Source organism: Ensifer canadensis, from assembly GCF_017488845.2.
GTDB lineage: Bacteria > Pseudomonadota > Alphaproteobacteria > Rhizobiales > Rhizobiaceae > Ensifer > Ensifer canadensis.
In genome coordinates, this window is record NZ_CP083370.1 from 2123266 (window position 1) to 2141948 (window position 18683).

The following is an 18683-nucleotide window of genomic DNA, read 5'->3' on the forward strand; positions in this document are numbered from 1 at the left end:
ATTCGGAATTGTAGAACTCGATCTCGCGTCTACAGAATAATTAGCACTTGAGTTCCTGTATTTTTTCGTTATTCATCTATTATGAAGTTTAGACCAAAACCAACAATAAATTAAAGACGTAAATTTATATTTGCTATGTCAATGGTCGTGACGATTTATTACCGATTTCCACAGGCTATACATAATCTGAAGAGAAAGAGTTGACGAGGGTACTCGGTGGTGAACAGTTTCACATACCAGAAGTCGGAAACCACACCTCGAAACCGATCAGCAACAGTAACAATCTGGAAGCGCGGTCGCATTTTTAACGAGTGCTCACAATGACGATCCGTCCTCCTACTTACAAAAACAAGCCTTATCCGAGCCAATTTGCCGAGATGGCGGCGGATTGGGTTCGAGGAAACGATGCCAACAAAGCCCGTGGAGCAAAGCGCAATTTGGACCTGCCGAACGTTTTACTGGATACGGCAATCCGCGCGGGCAAGACGCATTCGGAAATTCGATCCGCACTCGGGATTTCTTCCAACACGCTTTCAAAGGCTATTAAACGAGCCGGCCTTACAATGCCCAAGACCGCTGCTGAGAGGACTGCTTTCCTTGAGTCGCCGCCTGTCACATCACAGCAGCCTTCAGTTGTGCTAGTGGCGCACGCAGAAGGTATTGTGTCGGCGTGGGTGGCAGACCTCAAGGAGTCGTCCACCGAGGATGCCCAAGTAGCCGCCAGCGCGACGAAGGTGGACTCTATGCCAGCATCGAAGCACGGCTCTGATGAAACGCGGATTAAACCGAAAACTCCGCGGATGGCCGAAGCAATTGCTAAGCGAATGATCGGCGAAGCTGCAGACCGCTTAATTCCGGGGACATACACTGGTAGGGACGGATACGAACATTGCGATGGTTTGATCGGGAGGGGACCCGAGGCGCGACCAACAGTTTACGCTTGGCGAGAAAAAGCGGGTGAGGTCGAGGAAGTACTCAAAATCTATCGGGAGATACACACTGAAGGCTTAACTGCCACGTCGGCGCGTTCAAACCTGGCCTAATCGGGCCCTGCGTCTGTCGTCATTGCTGCGTCCGGGTCGTCGCGCCGTCCGCGGATCGCTAGCCGCGAGCAAAGCCGACGCTCATGGTCGCCTTCGACCAATGCAAGTTGCTCGCGACGGCGCTTGCAGTCAACCAACAACGACTGGATTGTCGCTTGTGTCGCCATCGTGCCAGGCCCCGGCCACAGCGATCTCGTCAATAGCTTCAACATTGCCTTCGATCTCGACGTAACTTCTCCTCCTCCGGCTAGCGCTGGAGCGCTTCATTATCCAATGTAGGGTGGCGACGGCCACATCCACGATGTCGGAAGGTTCAGCTTTTTCGGCCCATCGTGCTTCGCCGCATGGTTGGCCAGTCAATATGTCCTTACTGGAAGAAACAGAGGCGGCTTGCGGTGCGACCAGGGCCGCGCCCTTTCAAGTTGGTCAGCGAGTCCGAACAGGGTTGCCTCATCGCCGAAGCGGCCGACAAAATGCGTCCCGATTGGTAGTCCACTGTCGGTCCATAGAAGTGGTACCGACATGGCAGGCTGTCCGGTCACATTGAACACCGGCGTCCAAGGCATGAAGCTGAACGTATGTGCAGCAAGTCTCTCCGCTATGCCAAGCTTTCTCAGTAACCACCCCGCCCTTGCGCGGCCAATCGTGCGGATGATCGTCTTCTCCTGGGATGACGGCTGGAGCGCCCCGATCAGCGGCGGTAGCATCGAAAGCACAGGCGTCATAAGCACTTGATAATTCTCGAAGAAGGACATGACACCGCGAGATGCCAGCTTGAGGTAGCGCAGAGCCGCTGCAAGTTCGCCCGCGGAGAAGGTTTGCCCCAGTAGACCCATGCCGACCGTTGAAGCGTCGAAATCGTCGACCCGTATTGAAACACCGGCCGCTTTCGCCGCCTCTTCCATGTCTACGCGCAGTTCCGCAGCGAGCACTGTGAGAAAGGACAACGAGAATGGCTCCGCATCTATCCGTGGCGCGGCCTCCACGACCTCGTGGCCAAGCTCTTCCAACAGCTTGGCTGCGTCAGCGTACGCCGCCAAGACCTCCGGCTCGACTGTGCCACCGAGCATCGGAGCTGAGGAAACCGCAATTCGCAGTTTCCTGGTGGGCGTAGCGACGGCGTCAAGGAAGGAGCCCGAGAAAGTTGGCAGATAATACGGCGCACCAACATCGACTCCCTGCACCACGTCGAGCAGTGCGGCGGAATCGCGCACCGACCGAGTCAGCACATGCTCGACCGCAAAGCCTGCCCAAGGTTCTCCAATGTATGGTCCGGCTGGGGTGCGGCCGCGGGTTGGCTTCATGCCGAACACCCCGCAGGCAGATGCCGGTATCCGGAGAGACCCGCCGCCATCGCCGCCGGAGGCGAGCGGCACCATGCGGGCTGCGACTGCGGCTCCCGAGCCGCCGCTCGAGCCGCCCGGTGTGCGCTCAATGTCCCATGGGTTCCGAGCCGGCCCAAAGGTTTCGGACTCTGTGTATGGGGTCAGTCCGAACTCAGGCGTATTTGTCTTGCCGAGGGTAATGAGCCCCGCCTTCTTCCAGCGCTTCACGATTTCGGAATCACCGCCGGCGGGTAGATTTGCGCAAAGGCGGTTTCCGTGGGAGGTGGGTACACCCTTTACCGTCGAGAGCAGGTCCTTCATGAGAAAAGGAACGCCTGCGAATGGAGCACTGAAATTCACGTCGAGCGCCGCGCTACGTGCCTGATCAAACATGTTGAGGACGACGGCGTTGAGTAGCGGATTTCGGGACTCGATCCTTCCGATTGCGGTCTCGACTAACTCAAGGGCCGAGACATCCCGGGCCCTTACCAGTTCCGCCAATCCGATACCATCCAGGTCGTCGTACTCTGCTAACATATACCACCCCCAGCGTATGGATTCAGAGTGTAGCGTGTAACTCGCATCGCGCCAGAGCAGTGTCGGACGTCCTCCGGCTCAGGTCCTGGCAACAAGAAACGCGGGCACGTTCATATCGACGGAGTTCTTCGAGCGACCTGACATGGGCCGAATGTTCGGCAGAGTTCCGGCGGAAGCGTCAGGATGACTGCTTATCAAGAGGCGGGCCAGGCGCTGCCGCAGGCGGCCGTCGGGGCCATCGCGCGACGAGGCGAGCAGTCGTGGTCGGTGACCCGATGCGCCGGAAAGTTGGCAAAGATGCTCGGATGGAGATGGAGGCTCCTATCGGTGCGGCAAGGTGGCGGCAAACGCGCTTGATCAGTTCCTGGCCGCATCCCGACCAATCCGTTGCGACGTGACCGAACGCGATCGCTATCAGAGACTCGTCGCAGTCTGCTTTCGCGCCGACGGCCGGGATGGTTGGTCGAAAGTGGTAATGCCTTGGACTGGGCACGATACAGCAATGGAACGTATGCAGCTGCCGACAAGACAGCTCGCGCAGGGTACATCGGTATTTGGCGCGGCGAATTCCAACTCCCGTGTAAGGCACGAGCCGAACGCTTTGGACACACACTTGCTTGTTGAGCCAGCGGATGAACCATTTGTAGGAGATCAAGGCAATCGGCCGATTGTCGTAACCAGCGCTTTATGCGCTTCGAAGGTGTCGACCTCGCGCTCATCGCCATTTGTCCAAGCGTTCCAGTCGCTGATCTGCACGATGACCGTGTCGTTGTCCGGGAAGATGTGAATGAACTGGCCGTCCCGTCCGATGGCGGAGAAGTCGGTGCCCTTTGCATTCAGCCACCAAAAGTATCCATAATGCATCCGCCAGCCGGCGTTGGCAGATCGGTTTTCGGGTGGGATTTCGTCGGCCTGCCCCCTGCTAATTGTCGCAACGTCAAACCAGGCCTCGGGGATGATCTCATTCCCGTGACGGTCCTTCCCCCGCCGAAGCACCAGCAATCCAAAGCGGGCGAGGTCTCCGACCGTCGCCTTGAAGCAACATGGGCCGATCGCGGTTCCCGCTTTGTCGACGCCCCACATGGCCTCGGATTCAGCCCCAATTGCAGCCCATATTCCGGTCTCCAGGAACTTGGTCAATCGCACGCCGCCCAACATGTCGTCCGCGGCCTGCGCTGCGATCGCAGTATCGAGCGCCGAATAGTTGAATGTGGGCCGCCAAATCGTGCGCAGCACGTAGCGTCGTGCGAAATGCGGAACGCTCTCATGCATCTGCCTCACTCTTTGACTGAAGAAAGCGGCACCTGAACCGAACCCCTTCCATCCGTATTCCGTCCACCAGACCCCGGATCGCATGCGCAGAACCCGGTCGAGCGGAACACCGACATACGCCGATGGAATGAACAGGTGGAGATCGGACACATAGCGGTCGACCGGGCGGCTGAGAGCCGCTTCGAAGTCTTGCCGCGTTCGCGCGCCTTGCGTAACGGCGATCGCGTGGCCCAGCAGCGTCGAGGTAATCGACTTTGCCACGGAGGCCACTCCATAGAGCCTCTTCCGACCGTTTCTCTCACCCTTCTCCTTGCAGAACTTGTCCGAGGGCCCAAACTCCTCGATCCGGTACTTCTGATCTCTAACTACAAGAAGCGCACATACCCTGGCCTTCTCCATGAAATCGGAGAGCCGGCATGTTGCGGTTCCCCGCCTGCAAGCATATTGGATGTCGCCGATTTCGACCTTTTTGGGTAAGCCGATCGGCTTCGGTGGCGGGTGGATTGGCTCGTTTTGTGTGGCCCCCGCGGGTTGCCCTCCTGTTAGCCAGAACAGAAGAGTGGCCATTGCCAAGCAACTCGTGACCTTGGCCCGCAATCGGAGATATCTCATTTGGCGACGACCGTGACTCTATCGATATCTATGGAGTCGCTCGTCGCCATGATGTCGCGGTAATGGCCGATCTTGAACTTCTGCTTTGGTGGGTTGTCCGGGACATCGTCATAACCAATCTTGCCCGTAACTTTGACCACGAGGTTGCCGTCCTGTGTCACGGTTATCGATCCACCGGAGCCTTTGCGCCCGGGCTGGACTTCATAGTTCATCTCCGTCCAGACACCCCTCGCCGTGGTGAGTTTCGGCTCCCCATTGAATTCGAGGATGAGAGAACTGACACACTGGCGATCTTCCAAGGCCGACGGGTAAGTGTACCTGCAGTCCGGCGGCGGCTTGCCGTTCTCCCACCCATGCGTCCAGATTGCTGGCTTCTTCTCTGATGCAACGATGCATCGGCAGTCGCCATCCTGGACGGTGATGTGCAGAATGCCATCGTCGAAGCGTTGCGCGAGGAACGGGCTCGGCTCCCACTTTTCCTCTTTCTCGTCCTGCTTACCCTTGCGCGGACGCTCTAGCTCGACGGCCGGGTCAACAACCTGTTGGGCGGGCTCCTGTTTCCATTGAGCAATGACCCAGCGGAGTGAATCCGTTTCGTTTCCGATCTCCTCGGGCATGCGAAATCGGATCGTATAATCCACCAATTGTTCAAAGGCATACTGATAGGTACGCGTAAGACGCATTTCCTGGCGCTGCAGGCATCGATCGTCCGTCGGGTCCGAATAGGGGCAGTACGGGTTCTTCTTCCGCGTACGTCCCTCTGTCATGATATCCATCCTTGGGGCCTGCATGAAGCTTGGCCCCAACCGCTCGCCCTGGCTTTCCTCCGAGCCCTCATACGGCTTGCAAACCGCGTTGTAGTTGCAGTCTTTTTCACCAGCGATGGTCCTATTGACGGTTATGCGAGCAATAAGATCGCCGCTTCCGTCGTCGTCTTTGGGAAACGAGAGCAGCTTCTCATCAAGTTGACAGGGGCACCAATGGGCTCTCACCAACTTGCCCTCGGAAAACTCCTCGTCGAGGTTGCTCGCCCATACGTTCGGGCCCCCTAACACCAGCAAGCACGCCAGCACCAGGGCATGTATCGGCCGAGATCTCAGTATCGCGAAATGCATGCGACGCCCCTCACATGATCGAAAGCGAGCATAACATTAACCGATGTCGTCCGACGCGCGTTCATTCGGTTGCCGCCACCACTTTCAACCAACCTAACACAGTCAGTTATAATACAATCGAGAATTGACTCGCCTCTCAGGTGAAATATGATCGAGTCGTCATATATCCGGGGGATGGGAAATGTTTCGATCTGTATTGTTCGGGTTGCTTTCCGCAGTGACTGTCTTGTGTTCGACCGCTACCTATTCTGCCGATCTCAAAATCGCCAGTTGGAACATCGGAAATCTCGCAGGCAAACCGGGCATACCGTTGCGCGGACACGCACGAGACGAGGCTGAATATCAGCACATCCGAGACATCGTTGCGAAGGTCGCTCCGGACGTTATTGGCCTACAGGAGATGGGAAGCTTCGGGAGCGCACGAGCGGTGCTGTCAAATGAATACGAAATCGTGTTCGAGACACGCTGCTTGCAGAATGCGAAGCAATGTAAGGAGGACGTCGGCGATATCTTCACGGCGATCGCCTATAGGAAATCGCTGGGTACACCTACCGAAGTCCAAGTCCCTGGATTGGCCGTGATGCATACCAGTGAATGCGCGGGCGAAATGCCAAGACCCGTCCGAGGTGGCGTGGGTCTCGAATTCGACCGGAACGGAAAAAAGGTCGTCATCCTCTCCGTGCATCTCAAGGCTTCATGCAAGAACAACAGCGCAGAAACTAGCGCCGATCAGAAGGATGATTGTGCGACGCTGATGAAGCAGGTGGAAGTACTCCTGGATTGGATCAAGAAGGAGCGCCAGGCTGGGAAGACTGTGATTGTCGCTGGCGACTTCAATCGGCAGCTCATCGATCACAACGACAACGTGGCGGCCAAATTCAAAGCCGCCGACAGTGGCATTCGCTTCGAGCCAACACAAAGAGAATGCTGGGCGTCATTCCCGAACCGCGGGAACGCGATCATTTCGGCCGCCAATGCCAAGTTCCCAGAGATCGCCGCTGCCGGAGGCAGGCCCCTGCCGTACAGCCCGAAGTCGAACAGCAAGATCGACTACTTCGTCATAAGTGGCGACGGACCCTTGGCGAGCCCAGCCGCCGAGCAGTATCCGATGGGTACCGAAGCGAAAACCACGGATTTCGCGACCGACTATCTGAAAACATGCGCTGGCACGCCAAACAAATTTGAAGACGGTTCGGTTCTGACCTTCTCGGAGGTGGAGCCGAGCGATCATTGCCCGATCTCGATGAGTCTGCCCTAAGATGAACTCCATAAACGAAAGGGTCCAACCTGCCATGAAGAAGCTGTGCCTGGCGTCAGCGCTGGCTTTCGGGCTTAACGCATGCGCCACGCCTGTAACGCGGATGGACTCTTCACTGGTCCAGGTTCCAGCCATACTCGGAGCGCTGAAGTGTGCCTTCGCTACCGCGCTTATGAAGGAGAAGCGGTCGGGTGAAATCAAACGGCTGGAAGGAACCGTGGCTGCGGGGACGCTCACACTCAAGGTCGTTCATAAAAACACCAAAGACTTCAGCGTCGCAGCGAAGCCCGTTACGGGTGGTCCGTTTGTGTTCAGTTTCGCCGGAGGGGTCGGTAACTTCCTTCCAAGTTTCTCGCACTCGGTTGTCGCCACCAATACGATCAAGACCGAGATCAACTTCCGCTATTACATGTGGGCGGCAGACGCTGACGTGTGTGGTAACGTAGGTGCCGACACGCGCGCCAGGTACGGGTTCACGGAGTGGCTTTCGACCGTCGTCGAAGGGCTCGATGCCAACTCATACACCTATCCGATGGGACAGGCCGATGCCCTAACGTACGATGCCGAATTCGGCGTCGTCGCGAAGGACAAGCTCGGGCTCGATTTTGATGTCGTCTTCCTTGCCGGATCGGCGGGGGTGGAAAGCGAACGCAATGACGTCCAGTCGTTGAAGTTCACGATCGCTCCCGTCAACAAAGACAATCCGCTTCCTGACATATGGAGTAAGAACAATGGCCAAGCAGGTCGGAACCCCTGACGCAAAAGGCTTAAAAAAGCCCAAAGGAAAAAGCGGGGAGAAGCCAAAGCCGCCTCGCCCCGAGGGACCGGTACGGGACGGCCTTGGCCCTGCTGAGGTCAAGAAACCTAAGAACTGAAGGAAACGTTAGGCTGCCTTCATGGAGATTCGCGGATTTCTCAGGAGGGCTGCCGTCTGCCAGGTGAAATGCCCTCTGATGTGGGCCTAACAAATGTCATTCGCCTTCTAACCTTCGGTCGCGCTTTGCTAATCAGGGCTGCGAGAGGGTACATCGACAGTGATAGTGATAGTGATAGTGATAGTGACAGTGACGTGTGTGAGCAGTAAGATGCAACCGCACCATCGGCGGTTTCGCCTGCCAATTGGACAGAGGGGGCACCAATTTCAGTCGCGAACCTCCATCGCCTCAGCGCCGCATCCGGATCACGGCTCCGGGCCAGAATGTTGATGATCACCGAGGCCGAGCAGACGCCATGATCCACCGCTTCCTGGCAGGCGGCATCGACGGCCGCCAAGCCATCGGCAGGACGCATCCGAGGATGCTGACCATTTGCCGATCACCATCATGGACGCTCTTCAGCCGCCGGCGCACTTTCTCCATCGCTGCGGGTAAGACCCATTCCCGGAACGGCGCGCCATTGCGCAAGAGCACCGGGTTTGCGAGCCAGAACAGGGACATAATGCCAGGGATCGTAGATCGTCTCGCCACGGCCAAAGCAACGAGGATGCTCACCGACATTCACTCCGTCCTGTCGGATGACGATCCGGTCGGCATAGGCGGGAACCTCAACAGGACGACCGACCGCAGTCGAGAGGACGGAGTACGGCTCTCTAGCCGGCGCTGACCAAGATGATCTTCCGTATCGGCGTCGAGGCCCGTTGTCACATCCGCTTGCGGATGTTGCCCGGCGCTGCCCCCCCTTCGGCTACTGGGGAGTGCTGCACTGGAGAATGGGAATGTCATTGAGGACCATCGGGAAATCGGAAGGGCTTTTGTCTGGCAAACATTGCACCGTCACGCCGACGATACTGCCCCATCCCTTCATGATGGTCTCCCTTGCCTTTTCCTGCTCCTCGATCGTCGGGAAGAGCGGATCGGCATACTCCCCATGATGCTCGAACTGCGCGAGCCTTTTTCTCAAATCGGCCGGCACCTTCCCCCTGCTTACCAGGTCCGGCAGCCGGATCGGCGAACAGTGGCCGTTCAGCCAGGCAAGCTGCGTCTCGTCCGAGTATAGGTACTCCATCCAGAGGCGGGCTGCGTTCGGATGCGGAGCGAAGGCGCTGATCGCCTGGACATACACACCCGCGACGACGCCGGTCTTCGGCCTGACGATCTCGATCCTGGTTTTGCCTCGCAGGCGGTCGCGGTCGCCCAGCGCAAGGTAGTCCCAGCGGATGAGAATGGGCGTGCGTCCGTCGACGAGCGAAGCAAGTTCGCCGACCACAGGAACGAAGTTGCCCTTTCGGTTGAGGTCCGCGAAGAACCTCAAGCCCTGATCGGCCGCCTCTTCGATATTGCCGTTCGCGGTCGACACACCCGCGGCGAAGACCGCTTGGATGGCCTGATTTGCCGTAAGATCGCCAGCCAGGCCGATTGCGTTTCTATACTCCGGCCCGGCGAGGTCGGGCCAATCTGTCGGCATCTTCTTGACAAGGTCCGCGTTGACCTCGAAGGCGATCGTGCCGTAGTAGTCGCCGTACCAATACCCGTCCGCATCCTTCGCCGAGTGCGGGATGCTGGCCCACGTCGAAACCTTGTAAGGCTGCAGCAGGCCGTCCCTCTTCGCCAATGGTGCGAAGGACAGACCGACGTCGATCACATCCGGCGTCCGCGAATCGGTTTTGTCCCGCGCGTTTCTGATCGCGGCAATCTCATCGGACGATGTCGCGTTGGGCGAAAGTTCGTTGACCGTGAGGCCGTATTTCGCCTTGAAGCCGTCGATTATGCCGCCGTATCCACACCAGTCGCGAGGCAATGCGATAACGTTCAGTCGGCCTTCGGCTTTGGCGGCTGCCACCAGCTCGTCCATCGGATCGGCGGAAGCCACTGTGGCGAATATCAGCCCCAATGCCGACGCCCACATCGGCAGCCAGGTCTCTCTCCACCCTTTTTTCATGTCCGCCCCCACAAGCAACGGCAAACGGCTGAAGCGATTATATCACTTTTTGCCCGGTGATAACGGCTGCCGTTGTCATAGTGGACCAAGCCCGAGCTTATTAAGCGGGATCGTGTCCCGTGAGGTGGTGTAGCACTTGCTATCAGATATTAAATGGGCTTACGCCCTAGCATGCGGAATCGATGGTGACTTGGCCGTTGTCGATTGGGACAACCGTCTTGCAAACTCTTCCGTCGTGAACCAATTGGATTGTTTCCAGAGCTTTACCTATCGTTATCGTCGTCTTACCAGCGCTTTTGATTATTGTTATACCCTTGAACTGCGACGGCTCCGGCAATTCTCTTTGAAAGAGATACATGACTACAACCACAAAGGCAGCCAACGAAGCACCTATCGTCAGGTAGAACGCGGCTACCGAGAGTAACACCGAGTGCCTTCTGGCCGAATCTATTCGCCACCGACCCGCATCCAGCCCAAGGCGGTACCTCTCCGCTCTCCGCGCTAGGTTGTGCGCCTTCATAATCCCGATGAGAGCGACGATGCCGGCAGAAAAGCTCAAGCCGAAGACGCAAGCAAGTGCAGCTACCAAAACAATGTTGTCGAAATTGAACCGGCTGCTTGTGACAACAGTGAATGTGCCGGCGATGAGAAGGCCACAAAAGAGCAGAATGCTGTTGCAGACCCCAGAGATCAGAGTTGCCTGAGCGCTACCGTCCAGTGAATTACGCGTTTCGTCATCAAAGTTAATCGACATCCATACAAGCCAGTATAGGCAGCCGGCTTCCGAAGATTGCGCGAACTGCAGCCGGATTGTTTAGCAGTGCCTGAATCCCTGCGCCGCTAAGCTTTCTGCCCTCCGCGTACTGTCTTAGGATCGGACTTGAAGCCAGTTGGTCAATCACTGCGCCGGGGACCTCCGGCCCGTTCAGAGGAACGGCAAACTGTCGTCCGCCGACAACAATTGTGGGCTCAGAAATGATATGGGGGCTGTACAGTCGTTGATCGCGGAGAACTTGGCCAAGAGCGTCGAGCGCTGTCTTGGCTATAGCTTTGCTATCGTCATCCAATTCGAAGTAGGTGGCGAGTTTTGCAATCGCGCGGTCTTGCCAAGGGGGCGTCGCCTCGCCACTCACCATTGACCCTGACATGGACGTCGCTCCTCGATGAGCCTCAACCCGGTATGCGAGGGTGACACAGACCATTTGCGAGTCAAGGCTGTATCGAATTCCACTTACTGCCAGTCGTGCAGTCGGGCACGGCAATTGCCAGAAATGCTCGCTTCCTACAGAAAGGCCAGAATTCCGTGGCAAATGCCACAAGCGTCAGATTGTTATTCGACCTTCCGAGCTTCTCTTACGAGCCGAGTGGCTTCTTCCATTATCTCGATCTCTGTGGATTCCGCATTGGGTCCACCGAAACGCTGCTCTGAGGCAATTTCCAATGTAGCTTTCTCAAAACGGGCACGCGCGGCGGCTTGGCGTTTCCTTTCTGAAGAGTTTGATACGTTGTCTGACACCGTGCTTCCTCGGCGATAATGGCCCAATCGGCATCCTAAGCCGTCTAGTGGCATTTTGCTAAACAATTCCGAAGGAACCACGGTCCATAGCCGTCTCCGCAGCCTCAGAGCTAACCAATGAGTTGATCATAGCCGGATGCATCGGTGGAGGCACAGCGAAGCTGGGCTGAGCCACGTCCTGACGGTTGGACGCTTCGACGCCTGTGGCTTCTCCCGACTTGCATGACCTGGGCTTCTCGAACCGCCCGGTGCGGGCCCGCATACCGAGTGGTGTGGCAGGTACGGCTTAATCGCCGAAAGGATCGATAGGCTCGCGGCCAACGGCCAGTTCGCCCCCGAGACACCTGACGACGACTGGTAAATCTGCGTCGAGATCATGTTGACCCGCCCCCGCCCGAGGAGCATTGGGACCTCGAAGGCTGCGCTCGTAGTCCTCCACGACGTTGTGCCCCTTGGTCATCTGACGAAGTTCAACATTCGGTTCCCGATGCTCGGCAGTGGCCCGATGTCCGGAAGCTGCCTGAATAACGATTAGTGCTGCCCCAACTGAGGGCGGCACTATTTTTTGTTCTGGGCATGTGCGATTTAGCTGCAACCTGACCACGAAAGTTGATGTGCCATGCCGTTGCCGTTACCTCTGACCTACCACAATGCTGCTATCAATGAGTCGTCTGCCGGTACTGGCTTCTTGATCAAACGCGGCGAAGAATGCTGGCTACTGACCTGCCTGCATATTTTCAATGGCCTCACGGTCATCCCTACCAGCTTCGAAATACCCGAAGGTGCGGCTCTCTCGGTTTTGGGGACTGACATCAAAATTACTGTGGCCGGCGACAAACCACGCTCGCAGATTGCTTATGACCCTTCGGACCGCACATTCTTCGACGTGATTTCCGTAAAACTTACCGAGGTCGAGGCCCAGGCCTTGTCGAGTTTCAGCTTCTTCGATGCCGACGCGATAGTGCCACCGGAAGTGGGCCAATCGGTTTCCACCGTCGGATTCCCCGGAATTTCCGGTGGTCCGATGAGCCCCGTGAAAATCACCCACAAAATCACGAAGGTTCATGGAGCAAGCATTGTCTTGTCCAAGCCAAGTTCACCCGGTTTGTCTGGCGCACCGGCGGTAACGAAGAACGGCCTCGTCGGAATCGTACACGGTGACGTGAGCGCCCACTACACGAACGGCCTTGTTCTATCGCTGTCGGCACTTCAGCCCGTCTTGCTGAAGTAACACCGCTCATTCTTTTTTGGGTTCGGATTAAGCTCCCGAAACCTCGCCAGACGCTCGAATAGCGAGGGCCGAGACCGTTGGCTCATATGCTCCCGCACGAAGTCCAGTTGGGCATCATCCGTACCGTAAACCTGTTCTTGCGCCTGCCCGACGATGAAGCGGTTGACGGCGGTCACCTGTGTGGCGATGTTGTATTGCTTGACCCGATATTCCGTTTCCGGCGTCGTGACCCCGAGGAACAGCTTGCGCGGGCCAATCGGCATTAGGATGTAATCGTCGTGCAGCACCATGGTGTCCGAGGCCATGATGGGCCGGTCGGAGGTCAGAAGCTCCGGAACACCCTCTGGCACGTCCCGCACCATCCAAATGAGCTTGTTCAGCAGTCCGCCCATGCCCGTGTGGTCCATCATGCCAACCGCCATTTCCAGTGCCCAGTCCGCCATGAGCGGGCCGTCGGCCGCCAACATCTCCGGCACCTTGTCCGCCAGGCCGCGCGTGATCTCGTTATCGCTCACTTGCAGTTTCTCGATAATCTCGGGGACGTTTTTCTGCCACTCGTCGGCATAGCTCTTGCGGATAAGCTCGATATCGTACGGCCCGCGCATCATCATTGACATCAGGAAGCGCGACCAGTTGCTGCGCTCCTGCTTCGTCATGCCCGCGATTTCTCCAGCTTCAAGCAGTTCGAGCGCTTGGCTGCCGTAGGTGTCCATTTCCCACATCGGCCCCTTCTCCACCCACTGCGAGTGTTCTGGAGCTACGGATTTCAGCTCGTACAGCTTCTCCTGCCCGCCCGTGCGCTTCAAACCCACCATCTTGGGGACAATCCGGTCATACGGCTTGCTGAATCGGCAGATTTTCCGCTCATTGTTGGCCCACCGGCTGAGGTAGAACTGCGGAACGTAATGGTGATACTTCGGCTCGTTCGACGCTTGTTTTGCGCGTTCTGCACTGGATTCGGACATGCTCGACTTCTTTTCCATAAGCGGCATCAAGTTTGGGTTGGATACGCTGCGCGGCGTGTGGCGGTTTTTCCGCGGCAACCGGCGTGACCTTACTCCGGCAAAGCGTCTGGAGTTAAGGCAAAAATGGAAGCCGAAGTTCGAGGACTTCTTCAGGGTCAACACCCACAAGGAACTCAGCACCCAAGTCATCATCCGCAACATCAGCCGCCTGGACGATTATCCGGACAGCACCAAGCCGAAGAAGAAGCAGGGCATCAGCCCGTGGTTCAAGGTTCCGGTGGTCCAGACCTACGAACGCGGGTTCATGGTCTGCCTCAGCATCGGTGAACTGGTATCCATTGGCGAGGACAAGTGGCGGTATCGGGACTGGCTGAAGGGCGAGGACGGGGAGAAGTTCTGGTGCATCGGATTCATCCCCTACGAAGGCATCGTAGACGTTGATTGGGAGGGCGACAAATATTACGACTACCCGCACGTAGTCTGCCATTTCGATCAGGCCAAGAGACAGCCCTACGAGCGGATCATGCTGTGCCGCGAATGGAAGTTCGACAAGACCTCGCACTTCACCGAGGTTGTGGACATCGAGACGGTGCGGAAGGCCAGCAGGAAGTACGATCTAAAGCATTTTGGCTGAAGCGGCCTCGACCAGTTCGACACGGCATTCACCCGCCTTGCCCTCCTCCGCCCTACCCCAGCTCAGCCGGATATCGACAATCTGACTGTCATCCTCCAGCACGCCCCAGCGAGTCAGCCTGTGCAAAGCACATTATCTCACCGTAGAGCAGCTTGGCGTTGGGGTAATTGCTACGTACGGCACATCGGCCGGAATTACAGCGCAATAGGAAGGGCATTCCACACGCCGGACCCTCTTTTGTTTGTCGCCGAACCGGCACTCGACAGGTCGGCGCGGTCCGGTGCGAGGCCCATGCCGTTAAGCTGGCACACTTTCCGGTGCCCGTATCGTGTTTTCTATGCCACGGAAGCGTGTCGATCATGCAGCATCAGCGGACGGCATTTTGGCCCTGGAGGTGCGCGTTCGCGGCGCTGGCTTTGGATCGTCCAGCACATACTGCGGAGTCTTCGGATCACGGGTGGCGATCGTGAAAACCAGCTTCTCCAGCACCTTGTGCTTGGCCTCGCCTTCCGGAATGGATTCGGTGAGACGGATGGCGAGTAGGGTGTCCTGCATGAGCGCCAGTCGGTTGAAGAAGAAGTTCAACTGCACAAGGCTGCGATTGTAGAGGTAGAAATACGCGGCCCCGATGAATTGCAGGATGACGCCGGCCAGCACCGAAATGTAGACCGCGCTGTTGTCGGACAGCCTACCGGCATACGACAGCCAGATGCCGCCGATGATGGTCAGGAAGCCTACGGCAATCGAGGTCGTGCTGGCGCGGAAGCTGCTTTTGGCCTGGCCCTTGTTGATGATGTAATATTCGAGCAGGTGGCCGAGGTTGGATTGGATACCCTCGATGATGTCGTAGGGCTTGTGTTCCTGCTTGGCCGCTTGCGACCTCGTCGGAGGCCCGAGCGTCAGTTCCACCTCCCCCATTTTCTTCAGCCAGCTCAAAAGGGCTTCATCCGGATGCAGCGCCGCGTTCAGGGATTTCTCCGGCAGGTAGGAAGAAACAGCGGCCGCAAAACCGAACAGCCCTATCAAGCCCAATATCACGCCGATCCCGATGAGATTGGTGCGGTAGGGATAGGCATATGGCGGAGAAAACAGGATGGCCAGGAGGGACACACCGGCAAGAACAAGGACGATGCCAGACGTAATCAGCACCCACTTGCGCAGGTTGGTGTTAATGCGGAAGGCCCCCGCCGCCCCAAGCATAACCGTTCCAAGGATATCAAACAACGCAGCCCCCTTAGTCCCCGTACCGCATTCCTAAGCCGCGTTATATTCGTTGCTGTATGCAATTTAAAGCGGCAGTATTCTCCCTGTAAGCACTCAGCTTAAAGGCCCATCCCAATGAGATTTTCGCCCGGAAACGCGGCGCGCGAACGCCCGCAGCGATAACATTTCTGACCCGGTCAACCTGCATGTGGCAGTGTCGCACAACCGGGCCGATCGGTTTATTCGGACGGGAACTATTCCCCCTTGCCGGATGGCTGCACGGAGCCCAAGGTACACCTTCGAACTGTAGGGGATCGAGATGACGCGGCTACCACGCCGTAAGGCCCAACAAAAGTCAGCAAAGGAAACCTCATTCGGCTTCGTCCTCGACGCGATGGGCTTCAAACCGTGTCAAGCGAAGTGAAGATTTGACCCCTCAATTTCTCATTTCGCCTGACAAACCGCTCGGCCGCCGGGTAAAAATCAAGTCGGGCGTGAATCAGGCAAAACTTCATCGGCCTCCATCTATAAATACCTCTGGCGAGCCCCAGGACTGAATCGTCGGGCGTCCCTATATCTTTGAGGGCAGTTTAGCCTTCAGCGCGGTCCAAGTCTCAGCGGCAACTCTCCCCACAGATTCAGATTTTGAAGGCTCGGAACTAAGAATTCCCAACAGTTCTGCCAATTCCGCGGCCAATCCGCCGCCCGCTGGCTTTCGAAGCGTTTTTCCGGGGTATAAGACCGAAAAATCAAGACGTCGAACACGAAGGACTCTCCCAAAGCATAACAATTTTGACTATGTATCGTCGGCAACCCACGCGAGAGTCGAATGAGCGCGCGCCAATCAGCCGAATACGCCACAGCAGAAAAAAAGCTGAAACGATTTCTCGATGCCCAGACTAATGTCTTTCAACTTCATAGGGAACTATTGGACTGGTGCAAGGCCAGTCTCGATGGAGAATATGACCAGAGAAACTATGACGTTTCCAAGCACGTCCTCAAAGACGTGATTGCGTTCGAAGGCGCATTCGACGACTTTGAAGTAGAATTTTGGAACTATGCTGCAGATATTGACGGGATGCGCGCGTCGGTCGATAGTCGAGTTCTACAGCAAGGGCTCGCCGACCATAAGGAATACTTCTTTTCCAAGATCGAAGCCTGCGTCTCAATTCTGAGCGAGGTTGTTACTGAGGTGAGTGCAGTCGGCCTGGGTTGGCCGTTTCTTTACGACCTCGAGGAATCACTGGAGAAGCTCTACGATATTTCCGAAGAACTGATCGAGACGGACCCCAGTCAAATGGGTAGCGACCTCGTTCTGCAGCTTTTGTCGAAGGTTCCCCCGCAACGTCTCGCACCGCTCGAAGTCGTGGCGACAACCACCAATATCCGGCGCAAGGTAGACGCACACCTTCAAAGCCGCATTAGCGACGTCGGTATGCGTGAAGCAGCAACCGCGCTACACGAGGTCTTGCTAGACACCTACACGGAGTTTGAAAGATCAAACGGCGATCCCCGCATAAGTAGAGCACTTGAAAAATGCGTGGGCGAGATCGGTCGCGATTTCGAACTTTTCTCTCCGATTAGGTTCGGTATCTATGTGGGGGTCGCGAACTCCTTCAAAGACGTCATTTCGGATGAATTTACCGCCTCCTTGGCAAGGCAAGTGATTTCTGCGCTTTTCCAATGCGACATTTTCCTTCGGAACTTCAATGCGTGGAAAGAGTATTCCCGCGACGAAGAAGTCACAGCTGTCGGCGACAGCAGCGCTGCGCTACGCGATTTTCAGAAGGCCGCAGACGATTCAATTTTTGATGATGACGTCAGAGCAGCCCTGGATGATATGGCTGAGGACAAGCGCGACTTCGGCGAGCGGGGCAAGGTCGACTATTCGATTTTCCAGAGTATCTCAAATAGTGTTTCTGAGGTCTGCCGACAGGGCCTTCGCTTCCTATCCTCCTTGCCGCGCTCTGTCTCGTCACTCCTCGCCGAAACCGCTCGCGATGGCGTAAAATCGACCATTGGAGCGCTAGCAGTCGTGTGGCTGTTTAAGTACAGCGAACTCCTAATCTCTTTGTCCGACCGATACGCTTTCTTTTCGTGGCTAAAGCCGGTGGTCGAATTCATCAAGACGCACGCAGGTGGATAGACAATAGACAGATGCACGCGAGAACGAAGCGGCAATGTCTAGCTGACGGTTGTCCTGAGCCACTGCCAGATCGAGAGTTCCTCTCCTATATCTGGAACTTCGAGAAAAAATACGCACCTATTTTCATCAAGCAAATAGATCGTTACGGGCCGAATGTTCCGGTAGCCGTGCTCCACTCGCATCGCGAGATGGATCGGCTCCTTCAACTAGCTTCCCAACTTCACGCTCGATTAGGCGAATGACCGCTTCGGGCCGATACTGTTGAAAAACTCGGTATTGCCGGTACTTGGGACGCGTGATTCAATCCTCTGAGTGATTTGCAGGGGATCAATTGAATGGTGGGACGTCAGGCGGCTCCGGCGCAGCTCTTCTACGACTTCTGCCTCGAAGATCACGTCCGTGCTGACCATCTGCTGCGCGGGATAGACCGCCATCTCGACCTCGACAGCGTGCGAGCACAGTTGAAGCCGTTCTACAGCAACACAGGTCGTCCTTCGGTTGCCCCTGAGCTGATGATGCGGATGCTGATCATCGGCTATTCGATGGGTACCCTGCCAGGCGTGCGCCTGCTTCACCAGTTCAGCAACCTCACTGACGCTTCCTTGATCGGCTCGAAGGGCCGTCGCGCGCCGGCCCATTGCTTCAACCTCAGAGACAACGGCCTGAGCGCTGTCCTTCGAGGACGAGTAGCTGAACGCGACGTCCGCGCCTTCTTGGGCCAGCCCTCTAACGATAGCCGCTCCGATGCCGCGCGAACCGCCCGTTACCAAAGCAAGTTTGCCCGCGAGGGGGCCGCGATTTTGAGCCATGATTCTCTCCGATGTACTGCGCAGACGTCAACGCCAAGACCTAGCGCGCCTCGGCCGGGAATATGCCGTTCATGTCGAACGGCCGAAATCAGTCGGGGGTATAGGGACCTAATACCGGCGTATGATGGTTCTGCCTGCTC

Annotated in this window: 14 protein-coding genes and 4 pseudogenes; 8 read left to right on the plus strand and 10 right to left on the minus strand. The window is 56.8% G+C overall.

The window, feature by feature from the left end; translation table 11 throughout:
- Positions 1 to 320: 320 nt before the first annotated feature.
- Positions 321 to 1043, plus strand: coding sequence for a hypothetical protein (locus J3R84_RS10435; protein ID WP_203528190.1), 723 nt, complete (start codon positions 321 to 323; stop codon positions 1041 to 1043).
- 356 nt (positions 1044 to 1399) lie between these two features.
- On the opposite strand, the gene J3R84_RS10440 is transcribed toward J3R84_RS10435, so the two are convergent.
- A complete protein-coding gene (locus J3R84_RS10440; protein ID WP_203528192.1) occupies positions 1400 to 2905 on the minus strand; it encodes an amidase in 1506 nt (501 codons plus the stop codon).
- A 274-nt stretch (positions 2906 to 3179) separates the two neighbouring features.
- Between J3R84_RS10440 and J3R84_RS10445 the strand changes: the two are divergent.
- Positions 3180 to 3529: pseudogene (locus tag J3R84_RS10445) on the plus strand (thermonuclease family protein); the annotation flags it as partial.
- 27 nt (positions 3530 to 3556) lie between these two features.
- Here J3R84_RS10445 and J3R84_RS10450 read toward each other — a convergent pair.
- Together J3R84_RS10450 and J3R84_RS10455 are read right to left on the minus strand one after the other, a co-directional pair.
- Complete coding sequence (locus J3R84_RS10450) at positions 3557 to 4789, minus strand: serine hydrolase domain-containing protein (RefSeq protein WP_309239112.1); 1233 nt, start codon at positions 4787 to 4789, stop codon at positions 3557 to 3559.
- Entirely contained in the window at positions 4786 to 5904 is a 1119-nt protein-coding gene (locus J3R84_RS10455) for a heparin lyase I family protein (protein ID WP_203528199.1), read from the minus strand. The genes J3R84_RS10450 and J3R84_RS10455 overlap by 4 nt, the downstream gene beginning before the upstream one ends.
- A 181-nt stretch (positions 5905 to 6085) precedes the next feature.
- Here J3R84_RS10455 and J3R84_RS10460 point away from each other — a divergent pair, with 181 nt between their 5' ends.
- Entirely contained in the window at positions 6086 to 7162 is a 1077-nt protein-coding gene (locus J3R84_RS10460) for an endonuclease/exonuclease/phosphatase family protein (protein WP_203528203.1), read from the plus strand.
- Between the two features lie 34 nt (positions 7163 to 7196).
- Positions 7197 to 7919 (plus strand): hypothetical protein, encoded by a 723-nt coding sequence (locus J3R84_RS10465; protein WP_203528205.1) that lies wholly within the window; start codon positions 7197 to 7199, stop codon positions 7917 to 7919.
- A gap of 407 nt (positions 7920 to 8326) precedes the next feature.
- On the opposite strand, the pseudogene J3R84_RS10470 reads toward J3R84_RS10465, so the two are convergent.
- The 4 genes and pseudogenes from J3R84_RS10470 to J3R84_RS10485 all read right to left on the minus strand — a co-directional run.
- Positions 8327 to 8743: pseudogene (locus J3R84_RS10470) on the minus strand (Mu transposase domain-containing protein); the annotation flags it as partial.
- A gap of 102 nt (positions 8744 to 8845) precedes the next feature.
- Positions 8846 to 10039 carry an ABC transporter substrate-binding protein gene (locus tag J3R84_RS10475; protein ID WP_225906318.1) on the minus strand — a complete coding sequence of 398 codons (1194 nt, stop codon included), beginning with the start codon at positions 10037 to 10039 and terminating at the stop codon, positions 8846 to 8848.
- A 166-nt stretch (positions 10040 to 10205) separates the two neighbouring features.
- Positions 10206 to 10793: a hypothetical protein gene (locus J3R84_RS10480; protein ID WP_203528207.1), complete on the minus strand. Its 588-nt coding sequence runs from the start codon at positions 10791 to 10793 to the stop codon at positions 10206 to 10208.
- Positions 10783 to 11187 (minus strand): hypothetical protein, encoded by a 405-nt coding sequence (locus J3R84_RS10485; RefSeq protein ID WP_203528209.1) that lies wholly within the window; start codon positions 11185 to 11187, stop codon positions 10783 to 10785. Before J3R84_RS10485 ends, J3R84_RS10480 begins: the two co-directional genes overlap by 11 nt.
- 987 nt (positions 11188 to 12174) lie before the next feature.
- On the opposite strand from J3R84_RS10485, the gene J3R84_RS10490 reads away from it, so the two are divergent.
- Positions 12175 to 12786: a trypsin-like peptidase domain-containing protein gene (locus J3R84_RS10490; RefSeq protein ID WP_203528211.1), complete on the plus strand. Its 612-nt coding sequence runs from the start codon at positions 12175 to 12177 to the stop codon at positions 12784 to 12786.
- Here J3R84_RS10490 and J3R84_RS10495 read toward each other — a convergent pair.
- The gene (locus J3R84_RS10495; RefSeq protein ID WP_203528213.1) at positions 12765 to 13751 is read right to left on the minus strand and encodes a DUF4238 domain-containing protein; all 987 of its coding nucleotides are present in this window, start codon (positions 13749 to 13751) and stop codon (positions 12765 to 12767) included. The genes J3R84_RS10490 and J3R84_RS10495 overlap by 22 nt on opposite strands.
- Here J3R84_RS10495 and J3R84_RS10500 point away from each other — a divergent pair.
- Positions 13750 to 14385, plus strand: a complete 636-nt coding sequence (locus J3R84_RS10500) for a hypothetical protein (protein ID WP_203528214.1) — start codon at positions 13750 to 13752, stop codon at positions 14383 to 14385. The genes J3R84_RS10495 and J3R84_RS10500 overlap by 2 nt on opposite strands.
- A 357-nt stretch (positions 14386 to 14742) precedes the next feature.
- Here J3R84_RS10500 and J3R84_RS10505 read toward each other — a convergent pair whose 3' ends face one another.
- Positions 14743 to 15609, minus strand: a complete 867-nt coding sequence (locus J3R84_RS10505; RefSeq protein WP_203528215.1) for a TRADD-N-associated membrane domain-containing protein — start codon at positions 15607 to 15609, stop codon at positions 14743 to 14745.
- An 808-nt stretch (positions 15610 to 16417) separates the two neighbouring features.
- Between J3R84_RS10505 and J3R84_RS10510 the strand changes: the two genes are divergently transcribed.
- Both J3R84_RS10510 and J3R84_RS10515 read left to right on the plus strand, forming a co-directional pair.
- A complete protein-coding gene (locus J3R84_RS10510) occupies positions 16418 to 17734 on the plus strand; it encodes a hypothetical protein (RefSeq protein WP_203528216.1) in 1317 nt (438 codons plus the stop codon).
- Positions 17735 to 18069: 335 nt separating this feature from the next.
- Positions 18070 to 18312, plus strand: a pseudogene (locus J3R84_RS10515) (transposase); the annotation flags it as partial.
- 30 nt (positions 18313 to 18342) lie between these two features.
- Here the strand turns inward: J3R84_RS10515 and J3R84_RS10520 are convergent.
- Positions 18343 to 18543 (minus strand): annotated as a pseudogene (locus tag J3R84_RS10520) (SDR family NAD(P)-dependent oxidoreductase); the annotation flags it as partial.
- Between the last annotated feature and the right edge of the window lie 140 nt (positions 18544 to 18683).

What these genes read in the sequence shown, in the direction of transcription:
- J3R84_RS10460 (WP_203528203.1), top strand. Translation starts at nt 6,086, where the DNA reads ATGTTTCGATCTGTATTGTTCGGGTTGCTTTCCGCAGTGACTGTCTTG.
- J3R84_RS10500 (WP_203528214.1), top strand. Translation starts at nt 13,750, where the DNA reads ATGCTCGACTTCTTTTCCATAAGCGGCATCAAGTTTGGGTTGGATACG.
- J3R84_RS10490 (WP_203528211.1), top strand. Translation starts at nt 12,175, where the DNA reads ATGCCGTTGCCGTTACCTCTGACCTACCACAATGCTGCTATCAATGAG.
- J3R84_RS10455 (WP_203528199.1), bottom strand. Translation starts at nt 5,904, where the DNA reads ATGCATTTCGCGATACTGAGATCTCGGCCGATACATGCCCTGGTGCTG.
- J3R84_RS10495 (WP_203528213.1), bottom strand. Translation starts at nt 13,751, where the DNA reads ATGTCCGAATCCAGTGCAGAACGCGCAAAACAAGCGTCGAACGAGCCG.
- J3R84_RS10480 (WP_203528207.1), bottom strand. Translation starts at nt 10,793, where the DNA reads ATGTCGATTAACTTTGATGACGAAACGCGTAATTCACTGGACGGTAGC.
- J3R84_RS10475 (WP_225906318.1), bottom strand. Translation starts at nt 10,039, where the DNA reads ATGAAAAAAGGGTGGAGAGAGACCTGGCTGCCGATGTGGGCGTCGGCA.
- J3R84_RS10450 (WP_309239112.1), bottom strand. Translation starts at nt 4,789, where the DNA reads ATGAGATATCTCCGATTGCGGGCCAAGGTCACGAGTTGCTTGGCAATG.
- J3R84_RS10485 (WP_203528209.1), bottom strand. Translation starts at nt 11,187, where the DNA reads ATGTCAGGGTCAATGGTGAGTGGCGAGGCGACGCCCCCTTGGCAAGAC.
- J3R84_RS10435 (WP_203528190.1), top strand. Translation starts at nt 321, where the DNA reads ATGACGATCCGTCCTCCTACTTACAAAAACAAGCCTTATCCGAGCCAA.
- J3R84_RS10440 (WP_203528192.1), bottom strand. Translation starts at nt 2,905, where the DNA reads ATGTTAGCAGAGTACGACGACCTGGATGGTATCGGATTGGCGGAACTG.
- J3R84_RS10510 (WP_203528216.1), top strand. Translation starts at nt 16,418, where the DNA reads ATGAGCGCGCGCCAATCAGCCGAATACGCCACAGCAGAAAAAAAGCTG.
- J3R84_RS10465 (WP_203528205.1), top strand. Translation starts at nt 7,197, where the DNA reads ATGAAGAAGCTGTGCCTGGCGTCAGCGCTGGCTTTCGGGCTTAACGCA.